The sequence below is a fragment of the Staphylococcus cohnii species complex 1663 genome (genome assembly GCF_041008415.1).
Classification (GTDB): Bacteria; Bacillota; Bacilli; order Staphylococcales; family Staphylococcaceae; genus Staphylococcus; species Staphylococcus ureilyticus.
Genome location: NZ_JBFDVL010000002.1, coordinates 288,807 through 310,684, shown reverse-complemented (window position 1 = coordinate 310,684; position 21,878 = coordinate 288,807). Strand labels below are relative to the sequence as shown.

Annotated in this window: 18 protein-coding genes, 1 riboswitch and 1 other annotated feature; all 18 genes read left to right on the top strand. The window is 32.5% G+C overall.

Annotated elements, in window-relative coordinates:
• Positions 1 to 24: 24 nt before the first annotated feature.
• The 18 genes from AB1J10_RS03460 to clpX all read left to right on the top strand — a co-directional run bounded on the left by AB1J10_RS03460 (position 25) and on the right by clpX (position 21,620).
• On the top strand, positions 25 to 735 hold the full coding sequence (locus AB1J10_RS03460) for a response regulator transcription factor (protein ID WP_046206876.1): 711 nt from the start codon (positions 25 to 27) through the stop codon (positions 733 to 735).
• The gene (pnpS, locus tag AB1J10_RS03455) at positions 735 to 2,423 is read left to right on the top strand and encodes a two-component system histidine kinase PnpS (RefSeq protein WP_107365406.1); all 1,689 of its coding nucleotides are present in this window, start codon (positions 735 to 737) and stop codon (positions 2,421 to 2,423) included. The genes AB1J10_RS03460 and pnpS overlap by 1 nt, the downstream gene beginning before the upstream one ends.
• Before the next feature lie 361 nt (positions 2,424 to 2,784).
• Positions 2,785 to 5,415 carry a DNA polymerase I gene (gene polA / locus AB1J10_RS03450; RefSeq protein WP_046206878.1) on the top strand — a complete coding sequence of 877 codons (2,631 nt, stop codon included), beginning with the start codon at positions 2,785 to 2,787 and terminating at the stop codon, positions 5,413 to 5,415.
• 15 nt (positions 5,416 to 5,430) lie between these two features.
• Positions 5,431 to 6,303: a bifunctional DNA-formamidopyrimidine glycosylase/DNA-(apurinic or apyrimidinic site) lyase gene (mutM, locus tag AB1J10_RS03445; RefSeq protein WP_064209119.1), complete on the top strand. Its 873-nt coding sequence runs from the start codon at positions 5,431 to 5,433 to the stop codon at positions 6,301 to 6,303.
• A 15-nt stretch (positions 6,304 to 6,318) separates the two neighbouring features.
• Positions 6,319 to 6,945, top strand: a complete 627-nt coding sequence (gene coaE, locus AB1J10_RS03440) for a dephospho-CoA kinase (protein WP_046206879.1) — start codon at positions 6,319 to 6,321, stop codon at positions 6,943 to 6,945.
• Between the two features lie 254 nt (positions 6,946 to 7,199).
• A complete protein-coding gene (gap, locus tag AB1J10_RS03435) occupies positions 7,200 to 8,225 on the top strand; it encodes a type I glyceraldehyde-3-phosphate dehydrogenase (RefSeq protein WP_046206880.1) in 1,026 nt (341 codons plus the stop codon).
• Between the two features lie 261 nt (positions 8,226 to 8,486).
• Positions 8,487 to 8,957, top strand: coding sequence for a transcriptional regulator NrdR (gene nrdR / locus AB1J10_RS03430; protein WP_046207668.1), 471 nt, complete (start codon positions 8,487 to 8,489; stop codon positions 8,955 to 8,957).
• A complete protein-coding gene (locus tag AB1J10_RS03425; RefSeq protein ID WP_107365345.1) occupies positions 8,958 to 10,349 on the top strand; it encodes a replication initiation and membrane attachment family protein in 1,392 nt (463 codons plus the stop codon).
• Between the two features lie 3 nt (positions 10,350 to 10,352).
• On the top strand, positions 10,353 to 11,276 hold the full coding sequence (gene dnaI, locus AB1J10_RS03420) for a primosomal protein DnaI (protein WP_107365346.1): 924 nt from the start codon (positions 10,353 to 10,355) through the stop codon (positions 11,274 to 11,276).
• Positions 11,277 to 11,616: 340 nt separating this feature from the next.
• Positions 11,617 to 13,554 carry a threonine--tRNA ligase gene (gene thrS / locus AB1J10_RS03415; RefSeq protein ID WP_046207665.1) on the top strand — a complete coding sequence of 646 codons (1,938 nt, stop codon included), beginning with the start codon at positions 11,617 to 11,619 and terminating at the stop codon, positions 13,552 to 13,554.
• Between the two features lie 59 nt (positions 13,555 to 13,613).
• A riboswitch (Lysine riboswitch) is annotated at positions 13,614 to 13,787 on the top strand.
• A gap of 208 nt (positions 13,788 to 13,995) precedes the next feature.
• Positions 13,996 to 15,489: an amino acid permease gene (locus AB1J10_RS03410; RefSeq protein ID WP_046207664.1), complete on the top strand. Its 1,494-nt coding sequence runs from the start codon at positions 13,996 to 13,998 to the stop codon at positions 15,487 to 15,489.
• 58 nt (positions 15,490 to 15,547) lie between these two features.
• Positions 15,548 to 15,676 (top strand) — a sequence feature (ribosomal protein L20 leader region).
• 23 nt (positions 15,677 to 15,699) lie between these two features.
• Positions 15,700 to 16,227, top strand: a complete 528-nt coding sequence (infC, locus tag AB1J10_RS03405; RefSeq protein ID WP_037539866.1) for a translation initiation factor IF-3 — start codon at positions 15,700 to 15,702, stop codon at positions 16,225 to 16,227.
• 28 nt (positions 16,228 to 16,255) lie between these two features.
• Positions 16,256 to 16,456 carry a 50S ribosomal protein L35 gene (gene rpmI / locus AB1J10_RS03400; protein WP_019468477.1) on the top strand — a complete coding sequence of 67 codons (201 nt, stop codon included), beginning with the start codon at positions 16,256 to 16,258 and terminating at the stop codon, positions 16,454 to 16,456.
• Positions 16,457 to 16,522: 66 nt separating this feature from the next.
• Positions 16,523 to 16,879 carry a 50S ribosomal protein L20 gene (gene rplT / locus AB1J10_RS03395; RefSeq protein ID WP_019468478.1) on the top strand — a complete coding sequence of 119 codons (357 nt, stop codon included), beginning with the start codon at positions 16,523 to 16,525 and terminating at the stop codon, positions 16,877 to 16,879.
• Positions 16,880 to 17,125: 246 nt separating this feature from the next.
• Entirely contained in the window at positions 17,126 to 17,737 is a 612-nt protein-coding gene (locus AB1J10_RS03390) for an NUDIX domain-containing protein (RefSeq protein WP_064208858.1), read from the top strand.
• A gap of 12 nt (positions 17,738 to 17,749) precedes the next feature.
• Positions 17,750 to 18,676 carry a hypothetical protein gene (locus AB1J10_RS03385; protein WP_046207662.1) on the top strand — a complete coding sequence of 309 codons (927 nt, stop codon included), beginning with the start codon at positions 17,750 to 17,752 and terminating at the stop codon, positions 18,674 to 18,676.
• Between the two features lie 184 nt (positions 18,677 to 18,860).
• On the top strand, positions 18,861 to 20,171 hold the full coding sequence (tig, locus tag AB1J10_RS03380; protein ID WP_046207661.1) for a trigger factor: 1,311 nt from the start codon (positions 18,861 to 18,863) through the stop codon (positions 20,169 to 20,171).
• 186 nt (positions 20,172 to 20,357) lie between these two features.
• Positions 20,358 to 21,620 (top strand): ATP-dependent Clp protease ATP-binding subunit ClpX, encoded by a 1,263-nt coding sequence (gene clpX / locus AB1J10_RS03375; protein ID WP_046207660.1) that lies wholly within the window; start codon positions 20,358 to 20,360, stop codon positions 21,618 to 21,620.
• Positions 21,621 to 21,878 lie beyond the last annotated feature (258 nt).

The following is a 21,878-nucleotide window of genomic DNA, read 5'->3' as shown; positions in this document are numbered from 1 at the left end:
TAATCATAAATTTGGAGGTATACTATGTCACAAAAAGTACTTGTAGTAGATGATGAGCAATCAATTGTAACCTTGTTAAAATATAATTTAGAGCAAGCTGGATATATCGTGGATGTTGCCTATGATGGTGAAGAAGCATTAGAAAAAGTGAATGCTGTAAATCCAGAATTGGTTGTATTAGATGTTATGCTTCCTAAAAAAGATGGAATCGAAGTTTGTAAAACGATCCGATCTGATAAAAATTTAGTGCCAATTTTAATGTTAACTGCTAAAGATGATGAATTTGATCGTGTGTTAGGTCTAGAACTTGGTGCAGACGATTATATGACTAAGCCATTTTCACCGAGAGAAGTGGTAGCTAGAGTTAAAGCCATTTTAAGACGATCTGCCATGATCAATGAAGCAGTACCAGTTGAAAATGATGAAGATGATATTTTAATTGGTTCTATCAGAATTAGACCAGAATATTTTGAGGTTTACCGTGGTGATGAATTATTAGAACTCACACCTAAGGAATTTGAACTGTTACTATATCTTATTGAAAGACAAGGCAGAGTAATTACACGTGAGCATATGCTAAACTCTGTTTGGAATTACGAATTTGCAGGTGACTCAAGAATTGTGGATGTACATATAAGTCATTTAAGAGATAAATTGGAAGAGAACCCTAAGCAGCCTAAATTGATCAAAACAGTTAGAGGTTTAGGCTATAAATTGGAAAGACCTAAAGTCTAATGTTGAAGTTTCACCAAAGACTCTTATTTTTATTATGTACCATCGTTATCATTAGTTTTGTTGCATTAGGTGCAATAATTACACATGTCATTTACAATACAGTCATATCAAGCCAACAAGGTGACTTAGAACACCAAGCACAACATTTAGTCAGTTTATACAATCATGATAAAACAGATGAAATCAAAGATATTGCAAAAAACGAAAATTTTACTTTGATACTTACTGAAGGTAACGATGAAGTATTTTCCACAAAATCAGGGACCCCATTTAATAATGATATTAATAATGAAGCGAATCCTTCCAAAATAATTTACGATAAAATAGGGGATGACCGTAGATATACTTTTAAAACTTCGATTAGAGATAAAGATGTGATTATCAGTGGTGTTAATAATCAAATACTAGAACTACAAATAGGTATATGGAAATATGTAGGTTTAATTGGATTATTTGTATTGGTTATTATTTTCTTTGTCGTGAGAAGCATTAATAGAACTTACATTAGACCGATAAATGAAGTTACATATGCAACAAACCTTTTAGCCGAAGGTTATTATCATGTTAGGGTTCCAGAAAGTAATGTTAAAGAAACGAGAGAATTATTCGTCACCACAAATGAGCTAGCCAGAAGATTACAACGATTAAATCATAAACAAAAGTTACAATCTAATCGATTGAAAACAACGATAGAAAATATTCCTAGTTCAATTTTAATGATAGATAAATATGGTGAGATTGTAATTGCAAACAAATCATATTATGATGTGTTTAATCCTGAGAATGTTGTAGAACATAAAAGCTATATCGACTTTATAGATCCAGAGATTCAAAAGTTAATCGCCGAAGCATTTAAAGTTGAAAAATCAACTTATGATCAAATAGAGTTGACAATTGACCAAGTCCACCAAAAATACTTTGACACAGCATGTATTCCAATTTTATCTAAAAGTAAAAAGAATCTTTACGGTATGGTAGTCGTGCTACATGATATTACAAATTTGAAAAAATTAGAAAATTTAAGACGTGAATTCGTAGCTAATGTATCACATGAATTGAAAACACCTATCACTTCTATAAAAGGCTTCGCCGAAACACTTTTAGATGGTGCTAAAAATGATGAACAAACATTAAATGACTTTTTAAACATCATTTCTAAAGAATCGAATCGTATTGAAACATTAGTATATGACTTATTAGATTTGTCTCATGTTGAGCAACAAACACAATTAGAAACAGAACCAACAAGTTTATCTGAAATTGCTGAGTCAACAATGAAGCATATGCAAAATATCGCAGAAAGTAAAAATATAACAATAGTTAATGAGATTGAACCAGATATTATTATTGAGGCAAATAAAGATAAAGTTTCGCAAGTAGCACTTAATTTACTTTCGAACGCAATAAGTTATTCTAAAGTTTCTAGTCAAGTCATTTTGCGTGTTTTCAAAGAAGGTAATAAGCGTGTGCTTGAAGTTCAAGATTTTGGTATTGGTATTAGTAAGCAAGATCAAAAACATATCTTTGAACGCTTTTATCGTGTAGATAAAGCCCGCAGTAGAGATTCAGGAGGCACAGGTTTAGGCTTATCTATTACAAAGCATATTATGGAAGCCCATCAAGGTAGAATTAATGTGTTTAGTGAACCAGAAAAGGGTTCAACTTTTAGAGTCACATTTTTTGATTAAAATAATAACTACGACCGATTTAACCATAACCATCATAGGCCAAGGTTAATCGGTCGTTTTATTTTGTGTTAGTAAAAATAGAGTAAGAAAAACTTAAATTTATTAGAAATCATTGTTTTGTCCTATACAAAGAGAAAAGTGCTTGTGATTGAATAGGTTGGAAAGCTGCCTGTGATAGAGACGATAAACATGTGCATAGTGATGCTTAATCATTAAACTATAATATGTGGATTAACAGTGACTGACAATAACATGGAGATTAATTGAAATAATTATTTTATCTCAACCTCATCGAATGAATACGGATTGACCTATAATTTATGATAAAATGGAAAGTAAATATGTGTTGGAGGTTAAAATATTGAATAAATTAATTTTAATTGATGGAAACAGTTTGAGCTTTAGAGCTTTTTATGCGTTACCATTATTACAAAATAAAGCTGGTATTCATACGAACGCCGTTTATGGTTTTGCAATGTTGTTGGAAAAAATTATAAAAGAAGAACAACCCACACATTTTTTAGTTGCTTTTGATGCTGGGAAAACAACATTTAGACATGCGCAATATAGTGAATATAAAGGTGGACGACAATCCACTCCTCCAGAACTTAGTGAGCAATTTCCATACGTTAGACAATTATTGGATGCATACCGTATCAAACGTTACGAATTAGAAAACTATGAAGCAGATGACATTATAGGTACTTTAAGCAAACAAGCTAATCATGAAAACTTCCAAACAATAATCATTACTGGTGATCGTGACTTAACACAATTAGCTACTGACGATGTTACAATCTATTACACTAAAAAGGGTGTTACAGATGTCGACCATTATACTCCAGAATTTATAGCTGAAAAATATAATGGTTTATCGCCGAAACAAATTATTGATATGAAAGGTCTAATGGGGGATAGTTCTGATAATATTCCTGGTGTGGCAGGCGTTGGAGAAAAAACAGCCATTAAACTATTAAACCAATTTTCCACAGTAGAAAATGTATACGAACATATAGATGAAGTTTCGGGTAAAAAATTGAAAGAAAAGCTTGAAAATAGTAAAGATGATGCTTTAATGAGTAAAACGTTGGCGACTATCAATTGTGATAGTCCAATTGAAGTATCATTAGAAGATACTAAATTGCCTGATCAATCAGATACTGATGACAAAATTGAACTATTTAAAAAATTAGAATTTAATCAACTCTTAGACCAGATGGATGCTTCAATTAATGACTCTGACGTTCAAGAGATGGATATTGAACTAGAAGATGATTTTACAAAAATTGATTTCAACTCATTAAAAACAGCAATCATCCATTTCGAGTTAGATGGTGCCAATTACTTAAAAGACAATATTTTGAAATTTGGCTTCTTCGATGGTCAACATTATGTCGTAGTCAATGCCGAACAACTTTCACAAAATCAGTCACTGGTTGCTTGGCTTGAAAATGAGAAGACTGAAAAAATCGTCTACGATGCCAAAAAGTCTTATATCGTAGCACATCGACTTGGTATTAATATTAAGCATATTGTGTTTGATGTGATGCTAGCTAGTTACATTATTGATCCTTCACGCACAATAGATGATGTGAATTCTGTGGTAGCAAACTATGGTCAGCATTATGTTCAATCAAGTGTAGCAATATATGGAAAAGGCAAGAAAAAACAAATTCCATCAGATGACGTATTAAATCCTTATGTGGGAACTATTATCAACGCCATTAACCAAGTTAAACCAAAAATTCAACAACAATTGGATGACTATAATCAAACTGATTTATTACATGATTTAGAATTACCGTTGGCTCGTATTTTAAGTGAAATGGAAGAGACAGGTATTTATACTGAACTTAGTGAACTACAACAAATGGAAGTAGAAATTCAAAGTAAATTAGATGTCTTAATTGACAATATCTATGATGCTGCAGGTGAAAAGTTTAATATTAACTCACCAAAACAATTAGGTGTTGTATTATTTGAAACATTAAAATTACCTGTCATTAAAAAGACAAAGACAGGATACTCTACAGCGGTTGATGTATTAGAACAGTTACAAGGAGAACATCCAATCATAGAATATATTTTAGAATATAGGCAATTAGCTAAATTACAATCAACGTATGTTGAAGGCTTACAAAAAGTGATTGCTGAAGATAATCGTATCCATACTCGATTTAATCAAACATTGGCTCAAACTGGACGTCTATCATCAATCGATCCAAACCTTCAAAATATACCAGTACGTTTAGAAGAAGGTCGAAAAATTAGAAAAGCATTTAAGTCAAGTGATAAAAATAATGTTATCTTTTCAGCCGATTATTCACAAATTGAATTAAGAGTACTGGCACATATTACACAAGATGAAAGTTTGAAACAGGCGTTCATCAATGATGAAGATATTCACACAGCCACAGCAGTGAAAGTTTTTGACGTAGAACCTGAAAATGTTGATAGTTTAATGCGGAGACAAGCAAAAGCTGTGAATTTTGGTATTGTTTATGGTATAAGTGACTATGGATTAAGCCAAAGCTTGGGAATAACTAGAAAACAAGCCAAAAAATTTATAGATGATTATCTGGACAGTTTCCCTGGTGTCAAACAATATATGGAAGACATAGTTAAAGATTGTAAAGCGCAAGGTTATGTAGAGACACTGCTTCATAGAAGACGCTATATTCCAGATATTACAAGTAGAAATTTTAATTTAAGAAGTTTTGCTGAAAGAACAGCAATGAATACACCTATACAAGGAAGCGCAGCAGATATCATCAAACTTGCGATGGTTCATTTTGCTAACGAGGTTAAACATACAGATTTTCATGCTCAACTATTACTACAAGTACACGATGAGTTAATTTTTGAATTGCCAGAAGAAGAAGTAGAAGACTTTGAAAAATTTATTGAAAAGATAATGGATAATGCATTGAAATTAGATGTTCCATTGAAAGTAGAATCTAGTTATGGACAAACATGGTATGACGCGAAATAGAAAGAGGGGAATATGGTGCCTGAACTACCTGAAGTTGAACATGTTACAAGAGGGATAAGGCCTTTTGTAAAAGGGCAAAAAATTGAGGATATTATGTTCTCTGATAAAGTGATAGAAGGAAAAAATAATAATAAAGAAACGATTATTAAAGGGTTATCTTTAGATACATTTAAACATTATACTAAAGGCTACACGATTCATAATATTGAAAGACGTAGCAAATATATTGTTTTTTATATTGAAAATAGTTCAACACAAAGAATAATTATTAGCCATTTAGGTATGGCAGGTGGTTTTTTTGTCGTAGATCATTTAGAAGATATCAGTGCTCCCAATTATCGTAAACATTGGCATGTTATTTTTAAATTAGATAATGACAAACTCTTAGTTTACTCAGATATTCGGAGATTTGGTGAGATTAGAAATGTTGCTTCATTTGAAGGATATCCATCATTTTTAGAAATCGCACCGGAACCTTTTGAGAAAGAAGCATTACCACATTTTATGTCATGGTTTGATAAAAAATTATATCAAAATAAACCAATCAAACAAATGATATTAGACCATAGAGTAGTTTCAGGTTGTGGTAATATCTATGCCTGTGAAGCATTATATAGAGCAGGTATCCATCCAGCACGTATATCTAAAGATTTAAATTATCAAGAAAAAGAAATGTTATTTTATTATGTTCGAGAAGTGTTAGAAGCGGGTATTAAATATGGAGGTACCAGTATTTCAGATTATCTCCATGCAGATGGAAGTACAGGTACGATGCAACAACATTTAAATGTATATAAACAAAAGACATGTAAAGTGTGCGGAAATGATATTGAGACACAAATCATTGCAACACGTAATAGTCATTTCTGTCCTGTATGTCAAAAATGAAGGAAGAGTGAAATTATGCCTAAAGTTATTGGATTAACTGGTGGTATCGCATCAGGAAAATCAACTGTTTCAGAATTGTTAACAGCACATGGTTTTAAAATTGTTGATGCAGATATTGCATCACGTAAAGCTGTTGAAAAAGGTTCTGAAGGACTAGAGCAGGTGCGTTCAACATTTGGAGAAGAAGCAATCGATGAAGATGGTAATATGAACCGAGAATATGTAGGAGATATTATTTTCAACTATCCAGAAAAAAGATTAGAATTAAATGAAATCGTACATCCAATTGTTAGAACCATTATGGAACAAGAAAAAGAAGCATTTCTAAAAGATGGATATAATGTAATTATGGATATCCCATTACTTTATGAAAATGAACTACAAGATACAGTCGATGAAGTATGGCTTGTCTATACTTCTGAAAGTATCCAAATTGATAGATTAATGCAACGTAATGATATTTCTATGGAGGATGCAAAGGCACGTGTTTATAGTCAAATATCCATAGATAAAAAACGTAGAATGGCAGACCATGTTATCGATAATCGAGATTCTAAATTAGATTTAAAACAAAACTTAGAACAATTATTAACTGATGAAGGTTATATCGAAAGTGAAACAGGTCATTCGCAAGAAATTTAAATAACAATGTTTTTAAAATCATACTTATTTGATTCCTTCAAAGTGGACATTTAATAAATGAAAACTTTGGAGGGATTTTTTCGTATATCAATAATAATAAGGATAAAGATTTTTCTAAAATTAATCGTTTAGAAAACTACAATTTTAATTATTTTAAGTTTTTTAAATTTTTCTTTAAGAAAACGCTTTCGCATTTATCGATTTATGTTATACTAATTCCATAAAGTATAACACTAAAACGAGGGGTGCTTCGAATGACGACAAATATTGCAATTAATGGAATGGGTAGAATAGGAAGAATGGTATTAAGAATAGCGCTAAAAAATGAAAATATGAATGTAGTCGCGATTAATGCTAGCTATCCACCAGAAACAATTGCTCACCTAATCAATTATGATACAACACATGGTAATTTCGATTTAAAGGTAGAACCTATTGAGAATGGTATAAAAGTTGATGACCGTGAAATAAAACTTGTTGCTGACAGAAATCCAGAAAATTTACCATGGGGCGAACTTGATGTAGATATTGTAATTGAAGCTACTGGTAAATTTAATCACGGTGATAAAGCAGTCGCTCATATTTCGGCTGGTGCTAAAAAAGTGTTGTTAACAGGACCATCTAAAGGTGGAGATGTACAAATGATTGTTAAAGGTGTGAATAATGATCAATTAGACATTGAAAAATATGATATCTTTAGTAATGCTTCTTGTACAACGAATTGCATTGGGCCTGTGGCAAAAGTACTTAATGACCAATTCGGTATTCAAAATGGTTTAATGACAACAGTGCATGCTATTACTAATGATCAAAATAATATTGATAATCCACATAAAGACTTAAGACGTGCGCGTTCATGTAATGAAAGTATTATTCCTACTTCGACTGGAGCGGCTAAAGCACTTAAAGAAGTTTTACCTGAACTAGAAGGCAAACTACATGGCATGGCTTTAAGAGTGCCGACTAAAAATGTATCATTAGTTGATTTAGTGGTTGATTTAGATACTAACGTCACAGTAGAACAAGTTAATGAAGCTTTCAGAAATAACACATTAGAAGATGTGATTGCGACTGAAGATGCACCGCTTGTATCTATGGACTTTAACACAAATCCACATTCAGCCATTATTGATACACAAAGTACAATGATTATGGGTGAAAATAAAGTGAAAGTTATAGCTTGGTATGATAATGAATGGGGTTATTCAAATAGAGTTGTTGATGTTGCCGAAGAAATTGGTCAATTATTAAAAAATAATGTATCAACTGTTGTTAATTAATAGCCTAATTACTGTAAATATTTAATGTGGTTACTGTTTTGTAATTGCGTATTCAAGAAAATTAATTTATTGTTAACTTATATCTTTACCTCTCTTTAAAGTGAATGTGCATTTTCACTTTAAAGAGAGGTTTTATTTTAAATATGAAGGATTAAATGTATTTATTATAAATAAATAGCGTTATTGTGTAATACGATTCTTTTGTGGCATAACGATTTATAGTATAATGAATGGTAATCAAATTGAGAGGGTGGTAATTCGATGAAATGCCCGAAATGTAGTTCAACGCACTCTCGCGTTGTAGATTCACGACATGCTGATGAAGTTAATGCGATCAGACGTAGAAGAGAATGTGAACAATGTGGCACAAGGTTTACTACGTTTGAACATATTGAAAAAAGACCGTTAATCGTTGTCAAAAAAGATGGCACACGTGAACAATTTTTACCTGAAAAAATACTCAATGGTTTGGTGCGCTCATGTGAAAAAAGACCTGTGCGTTATCAACAATTAGAAGATATTACTAATAATGTAGAATGGAAATTAAGAGATGAAGGACGTGCCGAAATTTCTTCAAGAGAAATAGGGGAACACGTCATGAATTTATTGATGCATGTGGATCAAGTTTCTTATGTGCGATTTGCATCTGTTTATAAAGAATTTAAAGATGTTGATCAACTATTACAATCAATGCAAGGAATTTTAGCAGAAAACAAACGGAGTGATTCTTAAATGGGATTACAGTCCTATGATTATGGTTTAAGACCACAAGATGATTTCCACGTGTTGCGTCATTTTTATTTAAATCATAAACATTTAGAAATACTTAATAGATTATTTACGCCAATGATTGGCTCAAATGCTATTGGTTTGTATCATTATTTGAATCAGTTCGTAGAATTTGAACAAGATGTTGTCTTGACACATTATATTATTATGAATGAATTAAAAATAAACTTACTTGAATTCAGAAAGGAAATGGATTTGTTAGAAGGCATTGGATTATTAAAATCTTTTGCGCATCATTCTAAACAACACTCTTCTTTTGTATACAAGCTTGTACAACCACCATCAGCAGAGCAATTTTTTAATGATCCTATGTTATCTGTATATTTATATAGTCAAGTAAGTAAGCAACGCTACTTGCAACTGAAATCACATTTCGAGGATCAAATTACCATTGACTTAAGTCAGTACAAAGATGTGACGCGCACATTCATTGATGTGTTTAAAGTGCCTAACAAAGCACTGACTGAAGATACACAGATGATTGAAAGTGAAGAAACTTATGGTGGTGCAGATTTATCTAATGTAAATTTTGATTTTGAAGTGCTTTATGATTTATTACAAAATCATTTTATTAGCACTAAAATAATTGATAGTGAAGCTAAAGCATTGATCACACAGATTGCGACTTTATATGGTTTAACACCAGAAGCAATGAAACGCATTATTTTAAAATCAATCACTAGTGCACAAGAGCTCTCTTTTGAAGAAATGCGTAAACATGCTAGAACGTATTACCTCATAGAACATGAGCAACAGCTTCCAAAATTAAAGGCTAAAAAATCAAATTATATAGATGATGTCAGCACGAAAAAAAATAATATAACAGAAGATGATTCAAATCATTGGTTAAAACAATTAGACGAAACTAGCCCCATCGATATGCTTGCTTCGTGGTCAGAATCTGAACCGACGACGCAGCAAAAGTATATGGTCGAAGAATTAGTTGAAAGAGAACAACTACCATTTGGTGTAATTAATATACTTTTACAATTTGTAATGTTAAAAGAAGACATGAAACTTCCTAAAACTTATATCTTTGAGATTGCATCAAATTGGAAAAAAAAGGGTATCAAAACTGCAGAAGAAGCGTATCATTATGCTAAAAAGGTGAACCAACCTACATCCAAACAGTCAAATCAAACTAAAAATGGTAGTTATAAACATAAACAACTCGTTTCTAGGGAAATGACACCTAAATGGCTAGAAGAACGAGATAGTAAAGAAACGAAAAATCAAAGTTTAGAAGAACTTAATAATCCAGATGAAGATGAAGCGTTAAAAAGAGACCGTGAAGCGTTGTTAAAACGATTGAATAGTAAGCGAGAGGAGGAATAATATATGAAGTCTTTCAATCATATTATGGGTGACTCTAAGGGTTTAAGTCAGCGAATTGAAAAGATAAAAAAAGATGTTATCAATGATCCAGATGTCAAAATGTTTTTAGAGACACATCAATCAGAAGTAACTAATGCAATGATTGATGAAGATTTGAATATTTTACAAGAATATAAAGATCAAGAAAAACATTATGATGGCCATGCTTTTAAAGATTGTCCGAACTTTGTTAAGGGTCATGTGCCTGAATTATATGTAGAAAATCAGCACATAAAAATTCGTTACCTACCTTGTCCATGTAAAATCAAACATGACGAAGAAAAATTTGATGCCCATTTAATTGCTTCACATCATATGCAACGAGATACATTAAATGCGAAATTAAGCGATATTTATATGGACAAAAGAGATCGTATAGATGTTGCAATGGCAGCAACCGATATTTGTGAAAAAATAGTAGAAAAAGCGCCCCAAGTCAAAGGTTTATATATACATGGTCCTTTTGGAACTGGAAAATCATTTATATTAGGTGCGATTGCCAATGAATTAAAAGTTGAAAAAGTACCTTCTACGATTGTATATCTACCAGAATTTATTCGCACTTTAAAAGGTGGATTTAAAGATGGCAGTTTCGAATCAAGGTTAGCGAAAGTACGTGAATCACATGTGTTAATGTTAGATGATATTGGTGCTGAAGAGATTACACCTTGGGCAAGAGATGAAGTAATTGGCCCATTACTTCATTATAGAATGGTTCACGAATTACCAACGTTTTTTAGCTCTAACCTAAGCTTTGAAGAATTAGAATATCATCTTTCTGTTACGCGCAATGGTACTGAAAAAACAAAAGCAGCTAGAATAATGGAAAGAATTAAATCGTTAGCAACACCATATTTTTTGGAAGGCAAAAATTATCGTAACGATTGAATTATTAAAAAAATGTTGTATAATATAATTAAATCTAAATCAAGCGAAATAAAATGAAGACATGATAGATAATTTCATACTTCACAGAGAACCAATGTGTGATGAGAATTTGGTAAGTATCATTATCTGTTACTACTTCATGATAGATGTTCTAATCAACATCCGGCTCAAGACCGTTAACTTATGTAGAGTAAAGTATTTTTATCATTATAAAAATTACTTTAATTAGGGTGGTACCGCGAAGACCTCGTCCCTTTTAGGGATGGGGTCTTTTTGTTTTACGTTTGTAATATGACTATTTCGTGATGATTTAAGGCAAGTATAAATAGGAGGAATTTAAATGGATCAAATAAATATTACTTTTCCAGATGGTAATGCGAAAGCATTTGAAAAAGGAACTACTACAGAAGAGATTGCACACTCAATCAGTCCTGGTTTAAGAAAAAAAGCTGTAGCAGGAAAGTTAAATGGACAAATGATTGATTTAACAAGACCAATCGAAACAGATGGTGAAATTGAAATAGTTACACCTGGTAGTGATGAAGCATTAGAAGTTTTGCGTCACTCTACTGCACATTTAATGGCACAAGCTTTAAAGCGTTTATATGGAGATGTGAAATTTGGTGTGGGTCCAGTCGTTGATGGTGGATTTTATTATGATTTTGATATGTCTGAAAGCGTGTCATCTGATGATTTTGAAAAAATAGAAAAAACAATGAAACAAATCGTCAATGAAAACTATCCTATAGAACGAAAAGTAGTATCGAGAGATGAAGCGAAAACATTTTTTGCTGATGATCCGTATAAACTAGAACTAATAGATGCTATTCCAGAAGATGAAAATGTTACTTTGTATTCGCAGGGTGAATTCACTGATTTATGTCGTGGTGTTCATGTACCATCAACTTCAAAAATTAAAGAGTTTAAACTTTTATCAACTGCAGGCGCATATTGGCGTGGAGATAGTGATAATAAAATGCTTCAACGTATATATGGTACTGCTTTCTTTGATAAAAAAGACTTAAAGGCACATCTTAAAATGCTAGAAGAACGCAAAGAACGCGATCACCGTAAAATTGGTAAAGAATTAGAACTATTCTCAAACAATCAATTAGTAGGTGCAGGTTTACCATTGTGGTTACCGAACGGTGCAACAATTCGTCGCGAAATTGAACGATATATTGTAGATAAAGAAGTAAGCATGGGTTATGATCACGTGTATACACCAGTGATGGCAAATGTAGATTTATATAAAACATCAGGACACTGGGATCATTATCAAGAGGACATGTTCCCAACTATGAAATTAGATGAAAATGAAGAAATGGTGTTAAGACCTATGAATTGCCCTCACCATATGATGATTTATGCGAATAAACCACATTCATATCGTGAATTACCAATTCGAATTGCGGAATTAGGTACAATGCATCGTTATGAAGCAAGTGGTGCTGTTTCTGGATTACAACGTGTTAGAGGAATGACTTTAAATGATGCACATATTTTTGTAAGACCAGATCAAATAAAAGAAGAATTCAAACGCGTTGTTAATTTAATTGTCGATGTTTATGAAGACTTTGGATTTGAAAATTATAAATTCCGCTTGAGTTACAGAGATCCTGAAGATAAAGAAAAGTACTTTGATGATGATGAAATGTGGAATAAAGCAGAAAGTATGTTGAAAGAAGCGGTTGATGAACTAGGTTTAGCATACGAAGAAGCTATTGGTGAAGCTGCCTTTTATGGCCCTAAGTTAGATGTTCAAGTACAAACAGCTATGGGTAAAGAAGAAACGTTATCTACGGCTCAATTAGACTTCTTACTACCTGAAAAATTTGAATTGTCATATATAGGAAAAGACGGTGAGCAACATAGACCTGTAGTCATCCATCGTGGTGTTGTGTCGACAATGGAGCGCTTTGTTGCATTTTTAACAGAAGAAACTAAAGGAGCTTTCCCTACGTGGTTAGCACCAAAACAAGTTGAAATTATTCCTGTAAACGTTGACTTGCATTATGATTATGCTAGACATTTACAAGACGAACTTAAATCACAAGGTGTAAGAGTCGAAATAGATGATCGAAATGAAAAAATGGGTTATAAAATCAGAGAAGCACAAATGCAAAAAATCCCTTATCAACTTGTCGTTGGGGATAAAGAGATGGAAAATAATGAAGTGAATGTTAGAAAATATGGTTCGCAAGATCAAGAAACGGTTGAAAAAGAATCATTTATTTGGGATTTGGTAGATGAAATCAGACTTAAAAAACAAAGATAACCTTGAAAGTAATGTTGAAATCATGTATATTGAATCTTAGTGAAATAAAAAAATAAAAAAATTGAGTTAGAGGTTGCGTTTTTAATCAGTAACAATCTGTAAGCTATTTGGAGCGTATGTAGGATTTGTGAAAGGTAAAAATGCCGAAATCAAAAGTGACCATTTTTCACTATTGGTTGGGTCAGTTTTCGAAAGAGACTGGACTGTCACATATGTGATGTGCTACCTATATAAATGCTATGACTAAAATGGTTGCATATCTAATAGGTATGTAACCATTTTATTTAGGTTTAAGATTATTATTCATACTAAAACGGGAAATTTATAGCAAATTGGTTAAATAACATGTATATTCCGATGTAAAGGTTATTAATAACTATAAAAGTATAATTATAATCGCATAGTAAGTTGGCCTCTAAGTTTAAAGGAAAGGGAGCATCTATGGCAAAAGAAGTAAATCAAAATAATGGAGTTAAAAGAGGGCTAAAAGATCGTCATATATCCATGATAGCTATTGGTGGTTGTATTGGTACTGGTTTATTTATGACTTCTGGTGGTGCAATTCATGATGCAGGTGCCTTGGGTGCATTACTTGCATATGCAATTATTGGAGCAATGGTATTTTTCCTTATGACATCTTTAGGAGAAATGGCTACTTATTTACCTGTTTCTGGTTCATTTAGTACTTATGCTACGCGTTTTGTTGATCCATCACTTGGATTTGCATTGGGATGGAATTATTGGTTCAACTGGGTTATTACAGTTGCTGCAGATGTTACGATTGCTGCACAAGTGATTCAATATTGGACACCTCTTTCAGGTATACCAGCTTGGAGTTGGAGCTGTTTGTTCCTAATTATTATATTTGGACTAAACGCTTTGTCTGTTAGAGTTTATGGTGAAAGTGAATACTGGTTTGCATTAATTAAAGTTGTTACAGTTATCATTTTTATTGCCATCGGTCTACTTACTATACTTGGAATTATGGGTGGAGAATTCGTAGGTTTTGACACATTTTCTAAAGGCGGTGGCCCAATTCTTGGTGACGGCTTAGGTGGTAGTCTACTGACAATTCTTGGTGTATTCTTAGTTGCAGGCTTCTCATTCCAAGGTACTGAATTAATCGGTATTACAGCTGGTGAATCTGAAAATCCAGAACGAGCAGTACCTAAAGCAATTAAACAAGTATTTTGGAGAATATTGATTTTCTATATATTAGCAATTTTTGTAATTGGTATGTTAATACCGTATGATAGTCCTTCTTTAATGGGTGGTGGCGATGATATTGCTACCTCACCATTTACACTTGTATTTAAAAATGCTGGATTAGCATTTGCAGCATCATTTATGAATGCCGTTATCTTAACATCGGTATTATCTGCTGGTAATTCTGGAATGTATGCATCGACTAGAATGCTATACTCCATGAGTAAAGACAAATTAGCATATCCAGTTTTTGGTAAAACAAATAGAAACGGCGTACCGTATGTATCGTTAATTACGACAGCTGTGATTGTCGTGGGCATCTTTGTATTGCAACATTTGAGTGGTGATGCTTACGAATATATTGTTGCTGCAAGTGGTATGACTGGTTTTATCGCTTGGGTAGGTATCGCAGTCAGTCATTATAGATTCAGAAAAGCATTTGACAAGCAAAATTATGATAAATCTAAATTAAAATACAAAGCTAAACTATTCCCATTTGGCCCAATCTTTGCTGGTGTCCTATGTGTGTTAGTCATTATTGGACAAGACGTAGATTTTATCAAAACAGGTGACTTTAACCTGAACCGATTTATTATCACATATATGGGTATTCCAGTATTTCTAGCATTCTTTATTTATCATAAATTACGTTATAAAACGAAAATGGTACCATTAGAGAAAGTGAACTTACGACAAGACATAGATATGGACGAAATTAAACATAATTAAAATAAACTGTTGACTTATTTGAAGATAGTTGCTAAGATAGGTAATGTTGAATACGAAACGAACCAAGTAGAAGCTCCCGCTTCTCACCTGTAGCGACGCTAAATGCAGTTGGCAGGTCTATATATACATGAAAATATCATGTGTAGAGAAGAGCGGGTATATTATATACTCGCTCTTTTTGCTTGGGATAATTTCGTAAAAATCTTGGAGGTGTCAACCATAGCAAAAGATCAGACTCAAGTTAACGAAAAGATTCGCGCAAAAGAATTACGTTTGATAGGGCAAGACGGAGAACAAATTGGTGTTAAATCAAAATCCGAAGCCCTAGAAATGGCTGAAAGAGTAGGTTTAGATGTAGTCTTAATGGCTCCAAACGCTAAACCACCTGTTGCAAGGATTATGGATTACGGTAAATACAAATTCGAACAACAGAAAAAAGAAAAAGAAATGAAGAAGAAACAAAAAACAATCAACCTTAAAGAAATTCGCTTAAGTCCAACAATTGAGGAACATGATTTCCAAACTAAATTGAAAAATGGACGTAAGTTCTTAGAAAAAGGCGATAAATGTAAAGTTTCTATTCGTTTCAGAGGACGTGCGATTACGCATAAAGAAATTGGTCAACGAGTTTTAGAAAAATTCGCTGAAGAATGTAAAGATATCGCAACTATTGGGCAAAGACCTAAAATGGACGGTCGTCAAATGTTCATTATGCTTAACCCAATAAACGAAAAATAATATTAGATAATACAGGAGGAAATGAATCATGCCTAAAATGAAAACCCACCGTGGAGCTGCTAAACGTGTTAAAAGAACTGCTTCAGGTCAATTAAAACGTTCAAGAGCTTTCACTTCACATATGTTTGCAAATAAAACAACTAAACAAAAACGTAAATTACGTAAAGCTTCATTAGTGCACAAATCAGACATGAAACGTGTAAAACAATTATTATCTTATAAAAAATAATTGACGAGATAGCCTGAGAAACAGCGAAAAATTTAAGAATGTACACATTTTAAGGAGGAATTTATTATGCCACGAGTAAAAGGTGGAACAGTAACAAGAGCGCGTCGTAAAAAGACGATTAAATTAGCTAAAGGTTACTTTGGTGCAAAACGCACATTATATAAAGTTGCAAAACAACAAGTTATGAAATCAGGTCAATATGCTTTCCGTGACCGTCGTCAAAGAAAACGTGACTTCCGTAAATTATGGATTACACGTATTAATGCTGCAGCACGTCAACATGACATGAGTTATTCAAGATTAATGAATGGTTTGAAAAAAGCTGATATCGACGTAAACCGTAAAATGCTTTCTGAAATCGCGATTTCAGATGACAAAGCTTTTGGTGAATTAGTAGCAAAAGCTAAAGAAGCTTTAAAATAATTTTCAAATAAAGCCTGGGACACCATATTGTCTCAGGCTTTTATGTGGTATTGGCACTGCGTAAATACTTTATGATAGATATGCTTGTGTTAATACCTTCATAAGGTTAATGATTTAGATTCAAAGCTTAAAATATTAGCTGATTAATAATTTACCTGCGAGTAAGCGTTTTGCTATTAGTATTGTTTTGAGATACGTGAATGTTTTGATAAAATGACAAGGAAGTCACATATGAAGGAGAAACTAATGTCTAAATTTGACGAAATGATTACGGTAGTACCAAGAAAAATTTTATTTGATAATGAAAATAATCAGTTTAATGGATTTTTAGATAAAAATTCGAACAAGGGACAAGACATTTTTGAAACACTATCGAATTATGAAATTAAACGACGTGGTGATATGGAAGAAGATCCAAGTTATAAACAACTTATTTCGTATTGCATTTTAGAAAATGAGCACGATGAAATATTAGTTTATGAACGACTCTCAGGTGGCGGAGAAACGCGTTTGCATGGTCAGTCTTCGATCGGTGTTGGTGGCCATATGAATGACGTTAAAGGTGCTGAATCTATTAATGAAGTGCTTAGAGTGAACGCTCAGAGAGAATTAAATGAAGAAGTAGGCCTTTCTGAAAGTAAATCACAAAATTTAGCATACATAGGCTTTATCAATGATGATACAAATGAAGTTGGTGAAGTACATTTAGGTGTTGTATTTAAGATTAATGTTAACAGTAATGATGTAGAAGCAAAAGAGACCGACACTTTAAAAATTAAATGGGTTAACCATAACAAGATAGACAATTATGATGACTTTGAAACATGGAGTGCGCTCATTTTACAGGCAATACAATAGAGGTGTTGATTAATGTCTGATATCATTCCATTTCCGAGATCAAAAGAAAAGTTGATTAGAGAAATTAAACAAGCTTTTAATGAAAATAATTTAGCACAAGCTTATCAGTTGTTTGAGTCATTAGAAGCTCAGTTCGAACTTGATGAACAAATGGCTTTATTAAAATGTGCGATGCTTTTTAAAATGGAACATTATTTAGAGCTACGTGAAGAAGCAATCATTCTATTAAAACAAGGTATATCTAATTATGATGATTTAATGATTTATTATGTTAAAAGTTTAAATGGCTTAGGACAATATTTTGAAGTTGTTGAAATTATTAATCAAATCATAGATGAAGTCAATGATCATAAGACTAGAATGGAATTATTTCCAATCAAGGAATTTGCTTTAAGCCAAATTGATAAACATAATGAACATGCAGCTCAAATGCTACAAAGTTTTGATACATTAACACTTAAAGAACAAGTTAACATTATGCTGACGCTCATAGATCATAGTCAATATCGTTATCAAGATACAGTGATTCATTTGTTGAATGAGCTGAAACTCGCACCGAATGTCGTAACTATTATGTTGGAATACTTGCGTTTTGCAAAAAATGACCAAACGATTTCTATTCATAAATATGGATATGAAATCAATGTGATTCCACAGAATCTTGAAGGGCTAGAACAAACTTTATTTAAAACTGAAGTTATACCTAACGTTCTGAAGCAACTTGAAGATGGTGCAGCACAACAACTTGTAGAAGAAGCGCTTCATATGCTGAATAATCATGCCATTTTACTTTATCCATTAAATGTTGAACTCATTGCAACAAAGGAAACTTGGATAGAAGGTTATACAAATTATTTCAAATCAATGTTAGGTTTAGAAAGTATCGATGAAACGAATCATGTGCTTGCATTCATTGAGTCGTTAGATAAAGAAAAATAAGTAGTTTTATCATTAACTCATATGAAAAATGGGTAATGGAGTTAAGAGGTAATATAAAATTATAATAAATTTCAACTTTTTATTAATTATTCATATAAAATTCATAATTTGTGTCGAGCTTTGACGTGTGCTATAATAATGAAGTTGAAAAAATAAAATAGGATAATCATGGAGGTTTTTATACATGACAGCAACTTGGGAAAAAAAGGAAGGTAACGAAGGTGTTTTATCTGTTACTGTTCCAGCAGAAAAAGTAGACAAAGCAATTGATCAAGCTTTCAAAAAAGTGGTTAAACAAATTAATGTGCCGGGCTTCCGTAAAGGGAAAGTACCTCGCCAAATTTTTGAACAACGCTTTGGTGTAGAAGCATTGTATCAAGATGCAGTTGATATCTTATTACCAGAAGCGTATGGTGAAGCTATTGACGAAACTGGCATTAAACCAGTTGATCAACCAGAAATCAATGTAACATCAATTGAAAAAGGTAAAGACATGACATTTGAAGCAAATGTTGTAGTTGAACCTGAAGTTGAACTTGGTGATTACAAAGGTTTAGAAATTGAAAAACAAAATACTGAATTAACTGAAGAAGAAGTACAAGAATCAATCGATCATCAACTTGGACATCTAGCAGAAATGGTTGTTAAAGAAGATGGTGCAGTTGAAAATGGTGATACGGTAAACATTGATTTTGATGGTTATGTTGATGGTGAACAATTTGAAGGTGGACAAGCTGAAGGCTACGACCTTGAAATTGGTTCAGGTTCATTTATTCCAGGTTTTGAAGAACAATTGGTTGGTGTTAAAACTGGCGAAGAAAAAGATGTTAATGTAACATTCCCAGAAGAATACCATGCTGAAGAATTAGCTGGAAAAGAAGCTACTTTCAAAACAAAAGTTAATGAAATCAAATATAAAGACGTTCCAGAATTAAATGATGAAATTGCAAACGAATTAGATGCAGAGGCTAACTCAGTTGATGAGTATAAAGAAAACTTACGTAAACGTTTAGCTGAACAAAAAGCTACAGACGCTGAGAATACTCAAAAAGAAGAAGCTATTAATAAAGCTACGAATAACACAACAATTGATGTTCCAGAAGCGATGATTAAAACTGAGTTAGACCGCATGGTTCAAGAATTTGGACAACGTATGCAACAACAAGGTCTTAATTTAGAAACTTATTTCCAAATTTCTGGACAAGATGAGTCACAATTAAGAGAGCAAATGAAAGATGATGCTGAGGAACGCGTTAAAACAAATTTAACATTAACTGCGATTGCTGATGCAGAAGAAGTAGAAGTATCTGATGCTGACATCGACAAAGAATTAGAAAAAATGAGTGAACAGTTTAATATATCTGTAGAAGATATTAAACAAACACTTGGTAACACTGACATTGTTAAAAATGATGTACGTATTCAAAAGGTTATTGATATGTTAGTAGAAGAAGCGAAATTAGTAGAACCATCTAAAGATGACTCTGAAGCATAACTAAAAATGTCACAAGCATATTGTTTGTAGAAACAAAGTATAGTTGTTTAATATTGTAAACTAGTAGCAGATGCATTCAATTAATGTGTCTGCTACAATGTTTTGTGCAAAAAACTTGAGATTTGTTCAAGTTGCATATTAAAATGCTATCTAGTATAGTCTTTAGGGAATAGGGGTGTAAATAGAATGTTCAAATTCAATGAAGATGAAGAAAATTTAAAATGCTCTTTCTGTGGTAAAGATCAAGACCAAGTTAAAAAATTGGTCGCAGGAAGTGGCGTATATATTTGTAACGAATGTATTGAGCTATGTTCAGAAATAGTTGAAGAAGAGTTAGCTCAATCAGAATCAGAAGGACTAACAGAATTACCAACTCCTAAAGAAATTATGGATCAATTAAATGATTATGTTATTGGCCAAGAAAAAGCTAAAAAATCTCTAGCTGTCGCAGTATATAATCATTATAAACGTGTTCAAAATTTAGGTCCAAATGAAGATGACGTGGAATTACAAAAAAGTAACGTTGCTTTAATTGGTCCAACAGGTAGCGGTAAAACCCTTTTAGCCCAAACTTTAGCTAAAACATTAAATGTGCCTTTTGCAATCGCAGACGCAACGAGTCTCACTGAAGCCGGATATGTTGGCGATGACGTTGAAAATATATTACTTCGCTTAATTCAAGCAGCTGATTTTGATATAGATAAAGCTGAAAAAGGTATCATTTATGTCGATGAAATCGACAAAATCGCTAGAAAATCAGAAAATACTTCTATCACAAGAGATGTTTCAGGTGAAGGTGTACAACAAGCGCTATTGAAAATTCTTGAAGGTACAACTGCAAGCGTGCCACCACAAGGCGGACGTAAACATCCTAACCAAGAATTAATTCAAATAGATACTACAAATATATTGTTTGTACTTGGTGGTGCATTTGACGGTATTGATGAAGTCATTAAACGCAGACTAGGTGAAAAAGTCATTGGATTTTCAAGTAGTGAAGCATCTAAATATGATGAGGATGCTATCTTAGAACAAATCAGACCTGAAGATTTACAATCATACGGTCTAATTCCAGAGTTTATTGGTCGTGTGCCTATTGTTGCAAATCTAGAAACACTAGATGTTGATGCATTGAAAAATATTTTAACACAACCAAAAAATGCTTTAGTAAAACAATATACAAAAATGTTAGAACTAGATGATGTAGAACTAGAATTTACAGACGAAGCATTGTCTGCAATTAGTAACAAAGCGATTGAGCGTAAAACAGGTGCGCGTGGCTTACGTTCAATTATTGAAGAAGCATTAATCGATATTATGTATGATGTTCCATCTTCTGATGGTGTTGTAAAAGTGGTAATCACTGAAGAAACGATTAATGATGAAAAAGATCCTGAACTATACGATAAAGAAGGAAATCTCGTTAATAAGGAACAAACTTCTGCTTAATAAAATAGTTTGAAAATAAAGGGCTGAATCAAAGCGAATCAATTGATTAGTACTGGTTGCCCTATGAGTTTTGATTAACGTTGTATATATTAGATTATCAAAGTTTTATATTAGTCAATGTTGAAAATTAATACTAAAAGGCTGAGACATTTTAAATGTGTCTTAGCCTTTTTCTTTTAAAATGGAATATAAATCATATAAAAATACATATAAATAAGTGAAATTGTGTAATATAATAATGAAGTGACTTTAATAGAA